10 protein-coding genes are annotated in these 16,869 nt (G+C 55.6%); 2 read left to right on the plus strand and 8 right to left on the minus strand.

Translation table 11 applies throughout. The annotated features are described in order from the left end of the window. Nucleotides 1–27: 27 nt before the first annotated feature. Nucleotides 28–4,884, minus strand: coding sequence for a beta strand repeat-containing protein (locus FTW19_RS11705; RefSeq protein ID WP_187143431.1), 4,857 nt, complete (start codon nucleotides 4,882–4,884; stop codon nucleotides 28–30). Nucleotides 4,885–5,355: 471 nt separating this feature from the next. Between FTW19_RS11705 and FTW19_RS26105 the strand changes: the two genes are divergently transcribed. Further along, entirely contained in the window at nucleotides 5,356–5,712 is a 357-nt protein-coding gene (locus FTW19_RS26105; RefSeq protein WP_246153695.1) for a serine O-acetyltransferase, read from the plus strand. Beyond that, nucleotides 5,709–6,992, plus strand: a complete 1,284-nt coding sequence (locus FTW19_RS11715; RefSeq protein WP_147647796.1) for a glycosyltransferase family 4 protein — start codon at nucleotides 5,709–5,711, stop codon at nucleotides 6,990–6,992. The genes FTW19_RS26105 and FTW19_RS11715 overlap by 4 nt, the downstream gene beginning before the upstream one ends. Here the strand turns inward: FTW19_RS11715 and FTW19_RS11720 are convergent. Genes FTW19_RS11720 through FTW19_RS11750 form a run of 7 tightly spaced genes read right to left on the minus strand, consistent with a single transcriptional unit; the run spans nucleotide 6,972 to nucleotide 16,859 of the window. Further along, nucleotides 6,972–8,543 (minus strand): IPT/TIG domain-containing protein, encoded by a 1,572-nt coding sequence (locus FTW19_RS11720; protein ID WP_187143432.1) that lies wholly within the window; start codon nucleotides 8,541–8,543, stop codon nucleotides 6,972–6,974. The genes FTW19_RS11715 and FTW19_RS11720 overlap by 21 nt on opposite strands. Continuing rightward, nucleotides 8,527–9,642 carry a polysaccharide deacetylase family protein gene (locus tag FTW19_RS11725; RefSeq protein WP_187143433.1) on the minus strand — a complete coding sequence of 372 codons (1,116 nt, stop codon included), beginning with the start codon at nucleotides 9,640–9,642 and terminating at the stop codon, nucleotides 8,527–8,529. Before FTW19_RS11725 ends, FTW19_RS11720 begins: the two co-directional genes overlap by 17 nt. Further along, the gene (locus tag FTW19_RS11730) at nucleotides 9,620–10,825 is read right to left on the minus strand and encodes a glycosyltransferase family 2 protein (RefSeq protein ID WP_147647799.1); all 1,206 of its coding nucleotides are present in this window, start codon (nucleotides 10,823–10,825) and stop codon (nucleotides 9,620–9,622) included. The genes FTW19_RS11725 and FTW19_RS11730 overlap by 23 nt, the downstream gene beginning before the upstream one ends. Further along, nucleotides 10,806–12,005 carry a glycosyltransferase family 4 protein gene (locus FTW19_RS11735; protein ID WP_147647800.1) on the minus strand — a complete coding sequence of 400 codons (1,200 nt, stop codon included), beginning with the start codon at nucleotides 12,003–12,005 and terminating at the stop codon, nucleotides 10,806–10,808. Before FTW19_RS11735 ends, FTW19_RS11730 begins: the two co-directional genes overlap by 20 nt. Beyond that, on the minus strand, nucleotides 12,002–13,408 hold the full coding sequence (locus FTW19_RS11740; RefSeq protein ID WP_147647801.1) for an O-antigen ligase family protein: 1,407 nt from the start codon (nucleotides 13,406–13,408) through the stop codon (nucleotides 12,002–12,004). The genes FTW19_RS11735 and FTW19_RS11740 overlap by 4 nt, the downstream gene beginning before the upstream one ends. Further along, nucleotides 13,405–14,952: a lipopolysaccharide biosynthesis protein gene (locus FTW19_RS11745; RefSeq protein WP_147647802.1), complete on the minus strand. Its 1,548-nt coding sequence runs from the start codon at nucleotides 14,950–14,952 to the stop codon at nucleotides 13,405–13,407. Before FTW19_RS11745 ends, FTW19_RS11740 begins: the two co-directional genes overlap by 4 nt. Further along, complete coding sequence (locus tag FTW19_RS11750) at nucleotides 14,949–16,859, minus strand: DUF2079 domain-containing protein (protein WP_187143434.1); 1,911 nt, start codon at nucleotides 16,857–16,859, stop codon at nucleotides 14,949–14,951. The genes FTW19_RS11745 and FTW19_RS11750 overlap by 4 nt, the downstream gene beginning before the upstream one ends. Nucleotides 16,860–16,869 lie beyond the last annotated feature (10 nt).

Raw genomic sequence — 16,869 nt, forward strand, 5'->3', positions numbered from 1 at the left:
TTCGCGCTCCCCGGTGCAGAGAGGATTTTATTGGTAGGCCCCCATCGACGGCGTAGAACCTCGAGAGGCGCCTACGATGTCGATGGTGGAGGTTGTGCTTGTAGTTCCAGTGGACTTGGCAGGCGACTGTGACTGCAGCGCGAAGTTGCTGGTTGAGACGAAGAGCGGATTCGAGCTTATTGACGATGAATCCCAGGATGGAGCTGTGCCCGCACCGTACCACAGGTTACGGGAGCCGCTGACATTCGTCGATCCACTTTCGACATAGGGCTGCGAACTGGATGGCTGGGAACAGATGTTGTTCGTCAGGTGCATGCCGGCTCCACTGCTTACGACACCAAAGCAACCGTTCTGGTTTCCAAGCGTGTAAGCTCCTGCATCAACCACGGTGTTGTTATAGACCTCAACATTACCGCTGCTTGTGCCTGCAGCAGGGTCGGTGTTGATGGCGATGCCGGCTTCATTGGCAACTCCGTATGGATTGGAAGCGAGCGCAACGTGTGCCACGACATTGTTATAGATCTCGACCGTTCCCTGTGACGGATTTACAGAAGCAAGTGCAATACCGTCGCAATAGGAATTGGTTACAACGTTGTCGTGAATATGCAGGTCGTACTGGTTGCTGCCGAGGGTGGCGTGGAACATGATGCCGCGGCAGTATCCCTTGAAGTTCTGACCAACATTATTCCAGCCCACGTCGGCATGGTTGACGTTACTCGAGAAGTAGACCGCGTGGTAGGTCTTGTCGACGTTGCCGCCGGTGTCGTGCACATTGTTACCGTGGACGGCCCAGGTTTCCGATGGATCAGTGGTTTCTCCAAGGAGGCATGCCGTTCCGCCCAGACCCGAGGGCGGTGCAGGGCAGGAGAGGCTGTTATTGATGATGCGGGCATTTCCAGCTTCAGCATCGATTGCCGAGCTTTGGCCTACGATATTGAGGTTTGCGATGGTGACGTACTTACCCCATCCGTGAACGCCATACGTAATGGAAGAGCTGCCCACGTTCACCGTTCCGCCGGGATAACCCACGATCGATAGCTGGCTGGTCGGAGAGGAGCCGCCAATATCCGTGGAGATCGCCGACTTGTATCCGCGGCCATCATCGAAGCTGACATCCGTACCCGGAAGCAGATAGATGACAGTATTACGTACCGGGGTCATCGAGTCGGACGAAGTGACTGAGTTGAAGGCTGCACGCCACGACTTGAAGGGCGAGGTGAAGCTGCCCGTGTTGGTATCGGCTCCGTTCGGTGAGACAAACACAATGTCTGTCTGTGTGACTGTGAAGGGCACGCCATTCGAGGCCGCGCCATTTACGGTGACGACAATGTTGCCGGTCGTCGCCGCACTACCGAGTTGCGCAATGATGGTCGTATCGCTCCACGAGCAGAGGCTGCAGTTCGTGATCAACTGTCCGCCGAGGGCGACAGTACTGCTGCCCTGAGTTGAACCAAAGTTGCTGCCGAAGATGCGGACGTAGACGCCGTTCCCGTTGTCTCCGCCGGTGCCGCTGCCAACGTTCAGATCGGTGTAATTGATGTGCGGTCCTCCCGACGAGCCTGAGGAAGAAGCCGTATTGACCGTCACAACAACCGTACCTGTGGTGGATGCAGCGGGAGAGCTGGAATCAGTGGCTTTGATGGTGAGCGTGGAGGCGCCCGCAGTTGTGGGTGTGCCGGAGAGTGAGCAGTTGGTCAGTGTGAGACCTGCAGGAACTGTGCCGCTGGTCAAGGTGCAGGTGTACGGTGCCGTGCCTCCGGAGACACCGATTGTGCCGGTGTAGGCGGAGCCCACCGTTGCTGTGGTCGGCGAGGTAAGCGTTAGCGTAACCGCGGCATTCACGGTGACAGTGACGGTGCCAGTCGTCGAGTTCGCAGGGCTGCTGGAGTCGGTAGCCTTGACGGACAGGGAATATGTTCCTGCCGTGGTTGGCGTTCCGCTGAGAGAGCAGCCGCTGAGCGTCAGCCCTGGTACCGAGCCACTTACAAGAGCGCAGGTGTATGGTGCGGTGCCACCGGAGACTCCGATTGTGCCGGTGTAGGCCGTCCCTACGGTAGCAGCCGCTGTGGGAGAGGTAAGTGTCAATGTCGTGGCTGCTGCTGCTTTCACTGCGACAGTGACGGTTCCGGTCGTGGAGTTCGCAGGGTTGCTGGAGTCAGTGGCCTTGACGGAGAGCGAATAAGTTCCCGCCGTAGTTGGCGTTCCGGTGAGAGAGCAGCCACTAAGCGTCAGCCCTGGGACTGAACCACTGACAAGGGAGCAGGCGTATGGTGCAGTGCCACCGGAGACTCCGATTGTGCCGGTGTAGGCCGTCCCTACGGTAGCAGTCGCCGTGGGAGAGGTAAGTGTCAATGTAGCGGCAGCGGCGGCTTTCACGGTAACCGAGACAGCGCCGGTCGTCGAGTTTGCGGGGCTACTGGAGTCAGTGGCCTTGACAGAGAGTGAGTACGTTCCGGCGGTAGTCGGCGTTCCGGTAAGGGAGCAGCCGCTGAGAGTGAGCCCTGGTACCGATCCGGTTACAAGTGAGCAGGCGTACGGTGCGGATCCACCGGAGACGCCAATCGCGCCGGTGTAAGCAGTGCCTACGGTGGCGGAGACGGGCGAGCTGATGGAAAGCGTGACAGACGCTGTGCCGATGATGTTCAGTGGCACGGTCGCTGTCGTCGTATTTGCCGGCGAAGCAGAGTCCGTTGCCTTGATGGACAGGCTATAGGATCCAGCAACAAGCGGCGTTCCGCTGATGGTGCAGCTATTGAGCGTAAGTCCGGAGGGCATGCTTCCACTAGCCAGTGAGCAGGTATACGGAGCTGTGCCCCCCGAGACACCGATGGTTCCGTTGTAAGCGACACCAACGTTTCCAGAGGGTGGTGCAGTGAGGGCCAACGTTACTGGAGCAGCGGCAATGCTGAGTGTGACTGGTCCAGTTGTAGCGTTGGCCGGACCGCTGGAGTCAGTTGCCTTGATAGAGAAGGTCGAGTTTCCAGCAGTCGTGGGAGTTCCGGTCAGCGAGCAACCGGTCAGCGTCAATCCATTAGGAATCGTTCCGCTCGCCAGTGTGCAGGAGTAAGGTGCTGTTCCACCTGCAACTCCAATAGCACCGTTATACAGTGCTCCAACGGTGCCCGATGGCGGCGAAGAAAGGGTTAGTGTCGCCGGTGCTGCGATGACGGTCAGCGTGATGGAAGCGGTTGCCGAGTCAGTGGGGTGGTTGGAATCCGTCGCTTTTACGACGAGGCTTGTGCTGCCTGCGGCCGAGGGGGTTCCGGTAATTGTGCAGTTGTTGATGCTCAAACCCGAAGGAAGAGTTCCGCTGACAATCGAGCAGGCATAGGGAGAAGTTCCTCCGGTGATGCCGATAGTGTCGTTGTATGCCTGGCCGACAGTGGCTGTGGATGGCGAGGTAATTGTTAGTTGGGTCGTGGAGCCCTGGATGACGACGGAGATCTTCTTCTTCCCCTGAGCCGTGGGTTTGGATGAATCCGTTGCGCTGATACCAAGTGTGTAGACACCTGCTGTTGTTGGAGTGCCCTGAAGCGTGCAATTGTTCAGAAGGATGCCGGCGGGCAGTGTTCCGTCAGTCATGCTGCAGGTGTAGGGGCCCTTTCCACCGGAGACGCCAATGGAAGCAGAGTAGCCGACACCAACGGTTCCTGAGGCTGGAGAGGTAATGTCCAGTGTGGCTGCGTCCGCGATAGTGAGCGCCAGGCTCTTGCTCGAAGCTGATGTGCCGGCCGCATCTGTGACTGCGAACACCAGCGAAGAGTTGGCGGCAGCGGTAGGTGTTCCGCTGATAGCGCAATTCGAGAGCGACAAACCGTTCGGTAAGCTGCCGGATGCAACTGCGCAGGCATAAGGAGACACTCCTCCCACAGCACTGATTGCTGCAGTGTAAGAGGTACCAACAGTGCCTGACGGCAATGATGTCGTCGTGACGGTCAGCGTCGACGCTGCGACGGTAAGTGTAAGAGGAGTGGAAGTCGATGCCCCGGTGGCGTCCGTGACAGTTACTGTGACCGCGAATGTGCCCGCATTGGCAGGCACGCCACTAATGGCGCCAGTGGAAGAGAGCGTGAGACCAGTAGGAAGCGAGCCTGAAGAGGCAGCCCAACTATACGAAGAAGAGCCACCGGTGGCGGAAAGCTGAGTCGAATACTCTGCACCTACCGTTCCGCGCGGAAGAGATCGGGACGTAATCGTGATGGGAGATACCGTCGAGCCAACACGGATCGTCCTTGGAGTAACAACGTTTGTCTGCGCATCGCTGGCGTCGGTCGTTTTGAAGGTGAATGTATATGTGCCGGCAGCAGTGGGCGTACCTGCGATTTTGCTTGTGGACGGGTCAAAGGAGAGGCCCGCCGGAAGGTTCCCGGAAGAGATCGATGATTGAACCGGATTCGATCCGCCCGCAGTCGTCACCAAACCCGAATAGGGAGAGCCCACTGTGGCTGAATCCAGATTCGCAGTTACCGTCAGCGCCGGATTGACGGTAACTGCGATGGACCCAGCGTCGCTTGCCGTGACCAGAGTGGCATTGATGGTCGTATGGAGCGGGGATGATACCGTCTGCGGCGCGACGTAGGTGATGTATCCAGATCCCGGAGTAACGGTGCCGCAACTTCCATCAGAGCATCCCGTTCCATTGACGGCCCAGGAGGTGCTTGACGTGGTTGTTGCTGGAATCTGGATCGATTGGCCGGCGTTCAGAGTAATCGTTGACGTAGCTGAAGCTGCGTTGACTCTGGATCCCCCCCATCCGCACCCATTGGTGCCCAGGAGAAGGAGCGTCAGAGTTAGAAGAAATAAGGGAAATCCGAAAGAGCGGTCGCAAAATGCGATTTGATGTTGAGTGATTCTTGTAAAGCAAACAGAAATTTCCTTGCGCACGCGCTCGTTCTCCCTGAAAAAGGTGAGGTGAAAAAGATGTTGATGAGGCCCGACTGGTGAACGTGTGCAAAGCTTTGCAATCCTGTCTCCGCTGACGCCAAACACCTAAGTCGTTGATTTCTCGTCTACCTTTTGGCTGGTCGCGGAAGATTTATTCCCCGGACTAGGAAAAAAATTCCGGTCCCTGGGCTCGGTGAATGGACTGTGACGTGCTCGGAGACAGGCGGGGGCCAGTCCGTTGCCTCAACGAGCTGGAATGTTGCATTGGTTACAGAGTTCAAAGAAGATCTGGGGCGGTATCGGGCCTATGGAGAGTCTTACCGGCGAATCCTCCTCAATCCTGCGGTCTGGTGTATCTTCTGGTACCGCCTGGGCCGTTGGATATATAGCCCGGACAGGAACCTGCTTGTCAGAAGTTTGGGCAAGCCTCTCCATCTGATTGGGGCGACTTGGATCGAGGCGTTTTTGCAGATGCGGATCAACGTCCGTGCTGAGATCGGTCCCGGTCTCTTGATCGCCCACTGCGGCGGAATCACCCTACATCCCGAAGTCGTCATCGGACGGAATTGTGATATTGCGCATCATGTCACGCTGGGCACGCGAGGCGCCGGCGCGCAAGGAGCTCCTAAGCTTGGAAACAATGTCTACATCGGTACGAATGCCGTTCTGATTGGCTCTATACGGGTAGGAGACGGGGCCAGAATCGCGGCGAACTCACTCGTCAATCGTGATGTTCCTGCCGGAGCGACTGTCATGGGAGTGCCGGCGGTTGTCGTAAAACAGAGGACCGCAAAACAAATCGCAGAAGAATCAGAGGTGACTGTATGACGAAGTCAAAACATCCTCTGCTGCTTTTTGCTGCCCCCTATTTTGCTCCGGCATATCACGGTGGCGTTGTTCAGATTTATCTCGGCCTGCTGACCCGGCTAAAACGATACAGAGTCATTGTCGTTGGCGATCGATCCAATACGTCACTGATGGCATTAGAGGAATGGGACACATTGGCAAAGCAACGCTACGGCCTGGATGTGGAGCGGATCGATGCATTTGAATTCCATATGGGTGACCGAAAGATGGGACCGCTGGGCAGGCTTGTGCAGTTAGCCCGGTTCCTGCGACATGGGCGACGGCAATGGCAGGAACTCTGCAAGAAATACTCACCCGATGCTGTTGTCTGTGGTGGTACGTACTCCGCCGGATGGTTGATGAAGAATCTTCCTCGACGTACGGCGCTGGTGAACTACATTCATGGAGAGGAGCTGACGATGGCGGTTAAGCCTCGCTTCCTGGCTCCATACATGCATTATTGGCAACACCGCTGCATTCGACGAGCCGATATGAATCTTTCGGTAAGCAGCTATACGGCACACTTGGTATCTCGAATGACAGGAGCTCCCGTGGAAAAATCAAAGATCCTTTCCAACTTTATCGACCTCAATCGGTTCTATATCTCGGGGAAGCGCGCAGAACTGCGCGCCGGCTACGGTTGGCAGGAGAAAACCGTTCTTCTGACAGTGGCAAGGCTGGAGAAGCGGAAGGGAATCGATCAGGTGCTTCGCGGGCTTGACGTTTTGAGGCGGCAGGAGAAACTGTCTTCCTCATGGAGATATGTAATCGGAGGCAAGGGACCAGAACGCGACGCTCTGGTCCAGTTGGTAAAAGAGCTGGAACTTACGGAGTATGTCGAATTTCTTGGCTTCGTTCCCGACGAGGACCTTCCCGGACTCTACGAGAGTGCAGATGTGTTTGTGCAGCCCAACCGGGAGATCAATGGCGATACAGAAGGATTTGGAGTTGTCTTCCTGGAGGCAAACGCTTGCGGTCTGCCAGTCATTGGAGGCGAGGCCGGCGGTACTGCGGATGCAATTGGTCATGGTCGGACAGGATTCCGGGTGAACGGCGAATTGGTGTATGAGATTGCTGCTGCGATCTCTATCCTGATGGAAAATGACGAGCTGCGCACCCGCCTGGGGCAGCAGGCGGTGGAATGGGCAGCTAACTTTGATGTGAACAAAGCGGTCCATCGGTTTGAGAACCTGATGGACGAAGCTTTGTTTAAACATGGTGCGGCGCCCAAAAACCTTACATCAGTAAGCGCCGATATCTAAGCGGCCTTTCTCTCGCGGTTGCCCCAGCAGGTTCCACGTCAAGTCCAACGACGTACCCTTGCCAATGGCGGGGCTTCCGGAGGTTGGTACAAAGTCGCCGTGGGCAGGATCGCGCAGTAACGGATTAGCAATCGTGAAGCCTGCATGGGCCGGTGAGGAGGCCGCTCCATTGAGCCACCAAACCAGGTTTGACTCCGCTCGCATTGGCACCAGTGTGCTATTTGGAGAAAACAGGGGAATCTTCGAATCGAGAACGATCAGGTTGTTTCGCAGACGAACGGCCTGGGATGGCGATCCCCGCGAAAAAGAGATCGCGCCTGAGTCCGTGTTGCGGCGGCCCCCGCATCGGTACATCGTATTGTTATAGATCTCGACCGTGCCGGTCCCGGTCGAACCGTAGTTTGCGCCGCCTTGAACATAGATACACGAATAGTTGGAACCCCCATCGGGCGGATCCGGCCCTTGACCGACGTTATAGAAAAGGTTGTTATAGGCCTCCACCGTTCCTCGGGACGGATCTATCGTCGCGAAGTTTATGCCGTCGCATACGACATCGTGAATGATGTTGTCGTGCACATGCAGATCGTATTGGTTACGGCCGGTGCCGCGGTCCGTTGGGGTGGAGTGAAATTGAATGGCCCGGCACCCATGAACATTGGAGATCTTGTTCCATCCAATATCAATGTGATTGCTGTCGGTACTGAAGTAGAGCGCGTGATAGACCTTGGTCGTGCCGGGTTGTGCGATGTCGTGAATGATATTTCCCAGGAAAGCGACGTCAGATGCCTGGGAGAACTCAATACAGCCGGTAGGACCGAATCCGTTTGGGCAGGTAAAGTCGTTCCCAACAACTCTCCAGTCGGTCGATGCGGTTACATCCAGCGCTTCCTGATAACCAACGAAGTGAATATTTCCTATCACCCAATGATCGGATGTGCGTTCCACGTTAGGCGTGCGTGCTGCAATACGTGGTGCGTTGGCGGAGCCGATGGTGACATGTGCTCCGGGATATGCCAAAAGCGCAATGGGTGCGTCGTGGCGACCGCTGGACATGATGTTGACTGTCGCTTCGTATCGGTCTAAACCTGCATCACTGAACCCATCCCGGACATACAGGATGTCGCCGGACTTTAGTTTACCGACGGCCGAGCTTAGCTTTTCCCGCGTCTTTGCTGCTAGGAACAGGATTCGACCAGGGCGGACCTTAAATGGAATCCCGTTTGAGACAGGTCCGCTGCCGGTGTGCAGAAGAATCTGACCCGATTTTGCATTCCGTCCAAGTTGGAAAGAGATCCTATCCTCTGACCAGACCGGATAGGACACAGCCGCTACGTCACCTATCGTGACGTAGCTTGTGCCTCTCGACGATCCAAAGCCGGAGCCGTAGATCGTAACAAAGGCTCCTTGATCGTTTTGACCTCCCGCGGCTGGACCGCTGAGCAGATCGCTGAAAAAAATTCTGGGAACAGGCGTGCGCGTTTGGCTGTCACCGGGCAGGGCGGGGATCAGCAAAGCCAGCAGGATAAACAGCGTTCTAGTGCCAGGTCGCATGGCTCGGGCGCCAGAAGAGAGTGTGTGCAAGGCTGTTTTCATTGAATGTCCCATCAGAGGAGAGTAGCGATCCATCCCAGATATTGACTCGGGGGATTGAGAGCGATTCGCATCTTCCTGGCCACACACCAGGCACCGTCGTGAATCCGTACCGATATCCGGCTTTTTGTGCGGCAGCCTGAACGGAGCTATCGACATCTCCATTGGGGTACGAAATCCATGCGGAACTGCCGGTGCCCTGCCAGACCTTTGTGTTGAGAGCGAGCCACGAGTTGCGGAGCTCCTCTGCTACAGCCCTGCCACCAAGGTGTGTCAGAAGTGGATGCGTGCACGTATGGGAAGCGAGCATGTGACCCTGCTTTGCAAGAGAGCGCATTTCCTCCCATGTCATAAGCCGCTCATACGGATCGCTGGCGATGCGATCGAGAGTCGGGTCCAATCTGAAGAGCGCTTCGTCAACCCGCTCAAGAATCTCCGCTGCGCTGAACTGCTTCAGCCATGACAAGACCCTCTCCTCGGAACCCGATACGATCTCCGGGCGTGGGCGATTGTTTGACCGGGCATGGAAGCTCTCCAGGAAACTCTTCCAGAGATCGCTACGGTGCGTCTGCTGTGTGAGACCGCGCAGCCAAAGCACATGTTCGGGCCAGAACGGATGGGAACATCCTGCATAGGCTGTCACAACAAAGAAACATGCCTTGATATTGAAAGCGGCCAGGTAGGGAGCAGCCACCTCATAGTTATCGGCCCATCCGTCATCAAAGGTCACGAGGACCTGAGGACGCTCGCTACGCACGCGTGTGTGTGACAGATCAGTGGGGGCGATGATATCGGTCTCAGCACGAAGGTACTGCAGCAACGCTCGAAAACCGCTTTCGCGGAGCACCATGCCGCGAGGCGACCGGCATTGATGCATCTGGCCGTCCGGGATGATCCGGTGCAGCATCAGCACAATAACGCCGTGCTTTCTTGCAATATTGCTGCGTGCCGCCTGAAGCTGACCGCATGCATCGAGTGTCTGGATCCTGATCTGACGCAGTACAGTTCTCAGGGACGTGCCGTTGTTGTTGCTTCTCTCAATGTGCACGTGATACCTCACGTTCTGGTCTCCAGGAGACGTAACGTTCGCCCCGCACAAACTGGACGATTGCTGCGAGCGCCGCGGCATTCACAATACAAAAGTAGAGAGGAAGGGCAAGGGGCCTGGAGAGCCTCTGGACCGGAACGAAAGCTGTAAGCAGGGCGACAGCATACACGCCTGCCTGGGCAACGAAGATGAACCGGTAAAGAGGGATGTGGATCAGAAGAGACGAGGATAGAAATACACCCAGGAGGAAGACGGGGACACTGTATCGGAGCAACTTATGGGAATACAGCTGCAGCGCGATCCACGGGTGTTTCCAAGGCAAGAGAAGCGAGCCTACGCTGCTGATCCCATGAAGAGCTCTGGTAATGACGCGCACCCGCATCGAGAACTCTTTGCGTGAGGTACTTGCAGTTGACTCACGTGCGACAGCACGAGGTTCCAGCTTGACCTTCGCGCCTTGCAGCAGGACATGCATCGGCTCTACGAGGTCACTGATGATGTGTGGTTGAAGCGGTGTGTACAACGATCGACGAACTGCGTAGATGCAACCGCAGCAACCTGTAATGCTGGCGATCTCCGATTGCATCTTACGGATGCGATTGTCGTAACCCGCAAAAGCCTGTGCACCGGAATTGGACGAGGACTCTTTCTCCGGATCGAAATAGTAGTAGCGGCCCGAGACCGCACCAACAGTCGGATCGGAAAAGTTTCCGGCGATGTACTGAAGTGCGTCCGCCTGATACTCCGTCGTAGCATCGGAGAAGACGACGATGTCACCGGTGGCATATTGCACGGCAACGTTTTGCGTATATGTCTTTCCCCGCTGTTGTGGGATGACGACCAGGCCAACTCCCTGTTCTGAAAACGACCGGACAATTTGAACAGTTTCATCTGTGCTGCCGTCGGACGCGACAAGGATCTGTAACCTGTCAGGGGGATAGTTGAGTGCAAGACAGTCGGTGAGCTTTTTACCGATGTTTCTGGCCTCGTTGTGAGCGCAGATGAGTATCGTGATGCTCGGCGCGTTCGATGGTTCTGAAGGACGGCTCCGGCGAAACTTTGTCAGCGCCCAGAGCATGAGCGGATAGCCGGCATAGGCGTATGCGATAACGACGACACACGCCCAGAAAGCCAAAATGGCATAACGGTCGAAGTGGGGACCGAGCAGGCCGGCTTTAGGCAGATAGAAGAGCATCGTATACCTCAATATGCCGTCGAACCATCGTCTCGATCGAGAACTGCTGCTCTACAAGAGCCCTTGCTGTATTCGTAAGGCGATCTCCCCGAGGGGGGAATGACAAGAGGGACAGAACGGTGGCAGCTGCGGTGAGATGGTCCTCACAGGGAACAAGATAGCCGGTGACACCATCTGTCACTACCTCTGACGTCCCACCAACATCTGTGGCAATTACCGGGACTCTTGCCGCCATCGCCTCGATGACGACATTCGGAAAACCTTCCGTTCGAGACAGTAAGGTAAAGATGTCAGAGCTCATCAAAAGGGACGGAACGTCGGAGACGCGTCCAAGGAAGAATACGTTTGAGGACAGACCCAGTTCCTGAACTCGGTTCTGAAGCACGCGATAGTGCTCCAGATCTGTCTTATCCCCTGCGATCACAAAGGCTATCTCGGGATATTCATTATGGACGATGGCGGCGGTCTCCAGAAAGACGTCCAGGCCTTTCCATGGATTGATATTGGCTATCGTGGTGACTACCGGTACGTCGAGCGGTATGCCGAAGGCTTTGCGCACCTGGTCTCTATCGATACGGTGGTTATAAGTAGCCAGATAGACACCGTTGTAGATGACCTCCATCTTTTGCGGCACGATGGCATCCCGCTGCTGATGCCAACCTGCGACTCGTTTTGAGACGGCGAACACTCTGCTGTAGAGCGGTGCGCAGAGTTTATAGAGCAGCATATGCTTTCGTGTTCTCAGAAGCCCCATGTCACGGCGGCTGGAGCAGATCTTTCGTACTCCGGATAGCCGGCAGACCACGGCGCCAAACAGATCGGAACTTTCAAAGTAAGTCTGTGCAATGGCAATGTTCTTCTCACGAATGATCTGCCGTATCTTGCGTGCAACGCCGATAGCTTTCCATGAAAGGCAGGAACGGATTGGCAGAACAATGACCTCGGCTCCATAGGTATAGGCTTCCGGGCTGGGATTCTCACGGAAGGTGATGATGGAAACCGTATAGTCAAGCTTTTTCAGGCGATTTGCGAGCTCAAACATCATCCGTTCTGCCCCACCCATCTCCGTCAATTGATCGATCAGGAAAAGGATGGAGCGATCGGAAGTGCTTCTGTCAACTCTTCCAGGAAATGGGATCGTCTTCCGCATTGGGAGCGCGTTGTTCGTAAGGGGGGTCATGACATCACCTTTTCATCTGTCAATGAGGCAGCGGGAATCGCCCATGGCGCTTTCGCGATAGAGGCTGCTTGTGGATGCTGCAGTTGTTTACGGCTTTCGGCGGTGAGGGACGATCCGCAGATGACGCACCCGAGGAGTATCCAGAGATTAGAGTCCACCTGGATAAACATCCATCGATCCCCGAAGAGGTTCACGATTGTGGCAGCTACGATCATGGCTGCGTAACCCAGACCAATAAGCGACAGCAGCGAATCTCGTGCTCTTGTAAAGAGCCGCATACCTTCACGCAAGAGCAGCAGGAGTTGGAGAATGAAGAGACAGAGGCCGACAAGGCCGGTCTCCACGAGCATCTTCAGATAAAAATTGTGAGTGTCTTTATAAGAGCCGACCCGGCTGAGCTCGGCATACGTGAGAAAGCCTGTGCCAAACACTGGATTTTCACGAAACAGAACCATGGCATCGCTCCAAAGCATGACCCGCTCCTGAGCAGATGCGTCAAGTTCAGCCTCCATGCTGACGTCGGAGCGCGAATAGGTCATGGCAATACGCTCACGGACTGCCAGGGGAAGGATCGCCTGCCATCCAATCGCCAGCAGCAGAATTGGAATGAATAGAGCGCGTACCCTGACAACAGCAAGAAAACACAGAATGACCGCGAGAGCCAGATAGGCTTCACGCGAATAGGAGAACAGGAGACAAACCGTATTTGCCACGGCGACCGTCAGTGCAAATAGCCTGAGACGAGGATTCTTTTTTATGACAATCAGTGGAAGGACGAAGGCGGTTGCTTCCACCAGATAGGAGGCCAGTCCGTTCTCCCCGGCGTAGCCGAGCGGGCCTGCATCCCGTGTTTCCTCAGAATAGTGTGTGAAGTCGCGGCCGAATGATGATTTCAGGTAGCTATAGTCAACCGCCACCGAGGTGAGGCCACACAGAATGATAATGGTGACGATCTGCCGTTTGGTTCGAATGGCACGGACAACGGCGAAGGCCAGAAGCGGCATAACGATGAAGTTCTTGTAATCGACGAGACGATGGTCCGAAAACCAGATGGGAAGCTCTCCGCCCAGGTAAAACGCTCCTCGCCATAACGACAAGAAATAGAAGATCGCAATGCATACGAGAAAAATTGCGATACGTGGTCGATAGGCAAGCTTGGACGGGGGCCGTATCACTGTGCCAATGAATACACAGAGGAGCAGGATGTCGACGATGTTGGAGCCGAGCGGAAACGCATGCAGGTGGTACCGGGTTGTCTGCAGGGGAAGCAGAACTGAAAGGATATAGATCCCGATCTCCGATCTCCACGCGAGGGTGAGGAGTGCTCCGAGCACAACCGATCCATAGAGGGCGATGCTACGCACCCCGATAGTTGTCTGTGGATTCAGGTCAACGAGGATCATTGGGATACTCCTTGACCCGCGTTCGACGTCTCGCACTCTTCAAGGATTGCGATCTTGGCGGTATCATTGCGAAACGCAAATCTGGATACCAGCTGCTTCCATGCGGTAAGCCAGAGTTTTCGGAAGCTGGACGAGATGGCCAGCATGCTTAGCAGGAAGATGATGGTGTAGCTGGCGAGCCGTACCAGAAGCGTGACAACGGTCAGATGAAATGTAGTAAAAGACGGAAGAGGATAAGCAAGAGCTACAGCCGCAACACCGCTAAGAATCAGTGAAGCGCTGGGCGTGAGTGGAAGAAACTTTCTATTGATAACGATGAGGCTGGCCACCATGACGACGTAGCCTAGAAAGGTGGCGAACGCTGCTCCCATAAGTCCGAACCGGGGAACCAGATAGAGGTTCAACGCGATGTTGAGCACCGCAGCCGAAGCCGCAATGCCTGCAAGCAGTGTGGTTCGTTTTTCGAGGATCAGGCCCACATTGAAAAAGATGTGGAGGGCATAAATCATCAATGAGGGAATAAGGATTGTGAGTAACCGGTCCGCCCCGGCAAATCGTGCCGATGCGAGAAGCGTCAGCATCTCCCGCGAACACAGGGCGCATGCGCCGACGATGAAAAGGGCTGCGAGACTGAACCAGGAGACTGAGGTGGAAAGGAACCGTTCGGTCGCCGGTTTGCCCTCTTCATTCCATATCCGCATATAGATCGGAAAGATGGCGAGATTCAGAGGCGTCATCACTGTGTCCTGCAAATACCCGGAGACCCCATAGGCCGCGGAATAGAGGCCTAGTTGATGATCGCCAAGGTAGCGTTGCACGATGATTCGGTCGCCTGAATCCAACACCAGGCTGGAAAGCTCATAGATGATGAGGGGAGCTCCAAAAAGGAGCGAGTCGCGGATCAGCGTCCAGTCCATCGCGGAGATGTGGAATAGTCCTCGTCTCAAAAAGCTGATGAGCTGCGCCGCGACGATGGCGAACTCACTTGCCAGAACTCCAAGCAGCACAGGGAAGGCATGGTGAAGGCCGGTAAATGCGAGAATCACAAAGGCCGCAAGGGTGCTGACCTTGGTGGTGATCTCGACGATCGTATGAAGACGACTCTTGCCTTCATTCCGGAGGAAGCTGAGCAGGATCGCCTGTAAGGTCCGAAAGAAAACGACCGCCGGTGCAACCATAAGGCACTGGTACAGGAGCCGGTCTCCGCGAAAGACAGGGGTAAAGAGCAAAAATGCGTAGTACAGCAGAGAGACCAGAACCACAATACAGGCCGGGCAGATAAGCAGCGTCGTGTAAAGACGCCTCTGCTCCATAGAAGAGGATGTGCCGGCTTTGAAGAAACGTGCCGCTGAATATTGAAGTCCACACTTCGAAAGGACAACCAGCACCAGAACGATCCGCAGAGTAAGCGACAGGACACCGTATTCACTGACCGAGAGCAGCCGCGTCAGCAGAGGAAAGGTGATAAGCCCCAGCAAAATGAGCGATCCCCGGCCCATCAGATAGTTGGCCATGTCCCGGAAGAGTGTAGAGCGCGCGTTCATCGTGTCGCCTCCGCCGGGAAGCAGCCCTTTCCATGTGCCGCGGTGTTTTGGAGGACGGTGAACTGCGAAGTTTTGTAGAGCACCTGAAAGGCAGGGTCTTTCGGGGCATTCTCCAGAAGGGTTGCATATGCCGTCCGGTACTCCTGGGATGCGTTGATGTGCGACCAGTCGTTATCGAGGATCAGGTATTCGTAGACAGGATGGTGATATTGCGAGAGCCGGTGAGTCTGGTAGAGGCAATCGCGATTTGCCAGGGAGGGCAATAGATAGCGAGGCGCCGCGACTGAAGCTCCATCAGGAATAAGCCGGGCGACTTGCCGGGCTTCCTGTGTCCAGGGTTTTGAGCGCAGCTCGCTGGCCTGATCTTCTCCTGTCACAAAGATTAGACTCGCGACACAGAGTGCGAGGCAGATCGCCGGGGCAACGGCGTTGCTTTTGATCCACAATCTTGAGATTCCTTTGAGAAGTCCGCGTGTGCGCGTACCGGCAAGCAAAGCACTGGCGAAAAGCAGCACGGCCGGAATGATCGAATATTGGGCATAGATGACGGTCGTGATGCATTTTCCCGCCCCGGCAGCCAGATTGATTCCGATAAATGGCAGCGAAGCAAGGACGAGTGCATTGCCGAAAGGCAGGACGAGTGCCGTAGGCGTCAGCAGTTCCTTCAGATACACAACATTGCCGCGAGGAAGGAGTGTGCTTTGAGGACTGCTGCATACATGGACAAGCATTTGCTTCGGAGTTGCGCCGAGGTGGCTGAAGCATGCATCTGTGACAAACGACGAGCCGTGCAGCGCATGAGGAAGCACGATGAAGTACGAGACGTAGGCCCAGACAAGTCCAGCGACGAACGGAACGCCGATCCAGCGAATAGACCTTCGCTGGATCAGCGCAACTATCGAGAGAGCGAGCGCAAAGATTGCGAGGTCCTCTCTTACGGCCAGGGTGAAGGCCAGTGCGACACAGAATGGTAGAAAGCGAGACTGTTGGAAAAAGTAAACCGCAAACAGCAAGGGAAGTGCGACAAAGCTCAACGGATAGAAGTCAAACGTCGATTGATAAAAGATGGTTGGTACCAGGAAAAAAGCAACTGACCAAAGCCGGGAAGTGCTTTCACTGCAGTATGTGCGGGCTATTTTGTATATCGGATAACAGCAGGCAAGCATGGCCGCATTACGTAAGACAAGCAGCGTTACAGGGCTGGGAAAGAGCCCATAGAAGGGCACGAAGAGAAACATGATGGGCGAGTTGTGCCCTGCAAAGTCCGTGGTTACCGGATAGGAATAAAGCAGATCCTGCAGCAGGGAACCCCAGAAGAGATGACCGTGCAGGGTTGTATGCATGATCTGCGCGAAATAGGCGAGATCCTGCCCCACATACCCGAAGACGTAAAACTTGCGGATGGCAAGACCCGTCAGCGTAATGGAGAGCATGGCAAGTGCTGCGATGGGCCAATAGGTCTTTCGTTCCGCCCAGTCTCGGATTCCTTCGGCCTCGCGGCGACAGAAGTGATAGAGCGCGAGCCAGAGTATGGTCAGTGTGGCGAGCAACAGATAAGAACGAAGAACCGGTGGTCGCAGCCGCGCCGTATATTCAGGAAGAAACAGGAACAGTAGAGCGAATGCCATGGAACACTTCGCCAGTTCGCGGCGAAGCGTGCGCGAGCCGCTGCCATCGAGCATGGCAACCAGCAACGAAGTGACTGAGAAAAATGCGAAGGCTGATACACCAGTGATGGCAGCCCAGATGATTCCCCGCGCTCCAAGCGGGCGAAGAAATGCCAGCCAACTCCAGACGGCGATGGCGGAGGAGCCGAGGGCGATGGGCAGCCGGATGGCCCATCGCTCTGCGATGCTCTTCCCATGGTCCTGCTCGTATCTTGCTGAAACAGGCACAAGAGTCGCCATAATTCTTCGC

The sequence above is a fragment of the Terriglobus albidus genome, from assembly GCF_008000815.1.
In the GTDB taxonomy this organism is placed as follows: Bacteria; Acidobacteriota; Terriglobia; order Terriglobales; family Acidobacteriaceae; genus Terriglobus; species Terriglobus albidus_A.

What these genes read in the sequence shown, in the direction of transcription:
- FTW19_RS11750 (WP_187143434.1), bottom strand. Translation starts at nt 16,859, where the DNA reads ATGGCGACTCTTGTGCCTGTTTCAGCAAGATACGAGCAGGACCATGGG.
- FTW19_RS11715 (WP_147647796.1), top strand. Translation starts at nt 5,709, where the DNA reads ATGACGAAGTCAAAACATCCTCTGCTGCTTTTTGCTGCCCCCTATTTT.
- FTW19_RS11745 (WP_147647802.1), bottom strand. Translation starts at nt 14,952, where the DNA reads ATGAACGCGCGCTCTACACTCTTCCGGGACATGGCCAACTATCTGATG.
- FTW19_RS26105 (WP_246153695.1), top strand. Translation starts at nt 5,356, where the DNA reads ATGCGGATCAACGTCCGTGCTGAGATCGGTCCCGGTCTCTTGATCGCC.
- FTW19_RS11720 (WP_187143432.1), bottom strand. Translation starts at nt 8,543, where the DNA reads ATGCGACCTGGCACTAGAACGCTGTTTATCCTGCTGGCTTTGCTGATC.
- FTW19_RS11730 (WP_147647799.1), bottom strand. Translation starts at nt 10,825, where the DNA reads ATGCTCTTCTATCTGCCTAAAGCCGGCCTGCTCGGTCCCCACTTCGAC.
- FTW19_RS11740 (WP_147647801.1), bottom strand. Translation starts at nt 13,408, where the DNA reads ATGATCCTCGTTGACCTGAATCCACAGACAACTATCGGGGTGCGTAGC.
- FTW19_RS11735 (WP_147647800.1), bottom strand. Translation starts at nt 12,005, where the DNA reads ATGACCCCCCTTACGAACAACGCGCTCCCAATGCGGAAGACGATCCCA.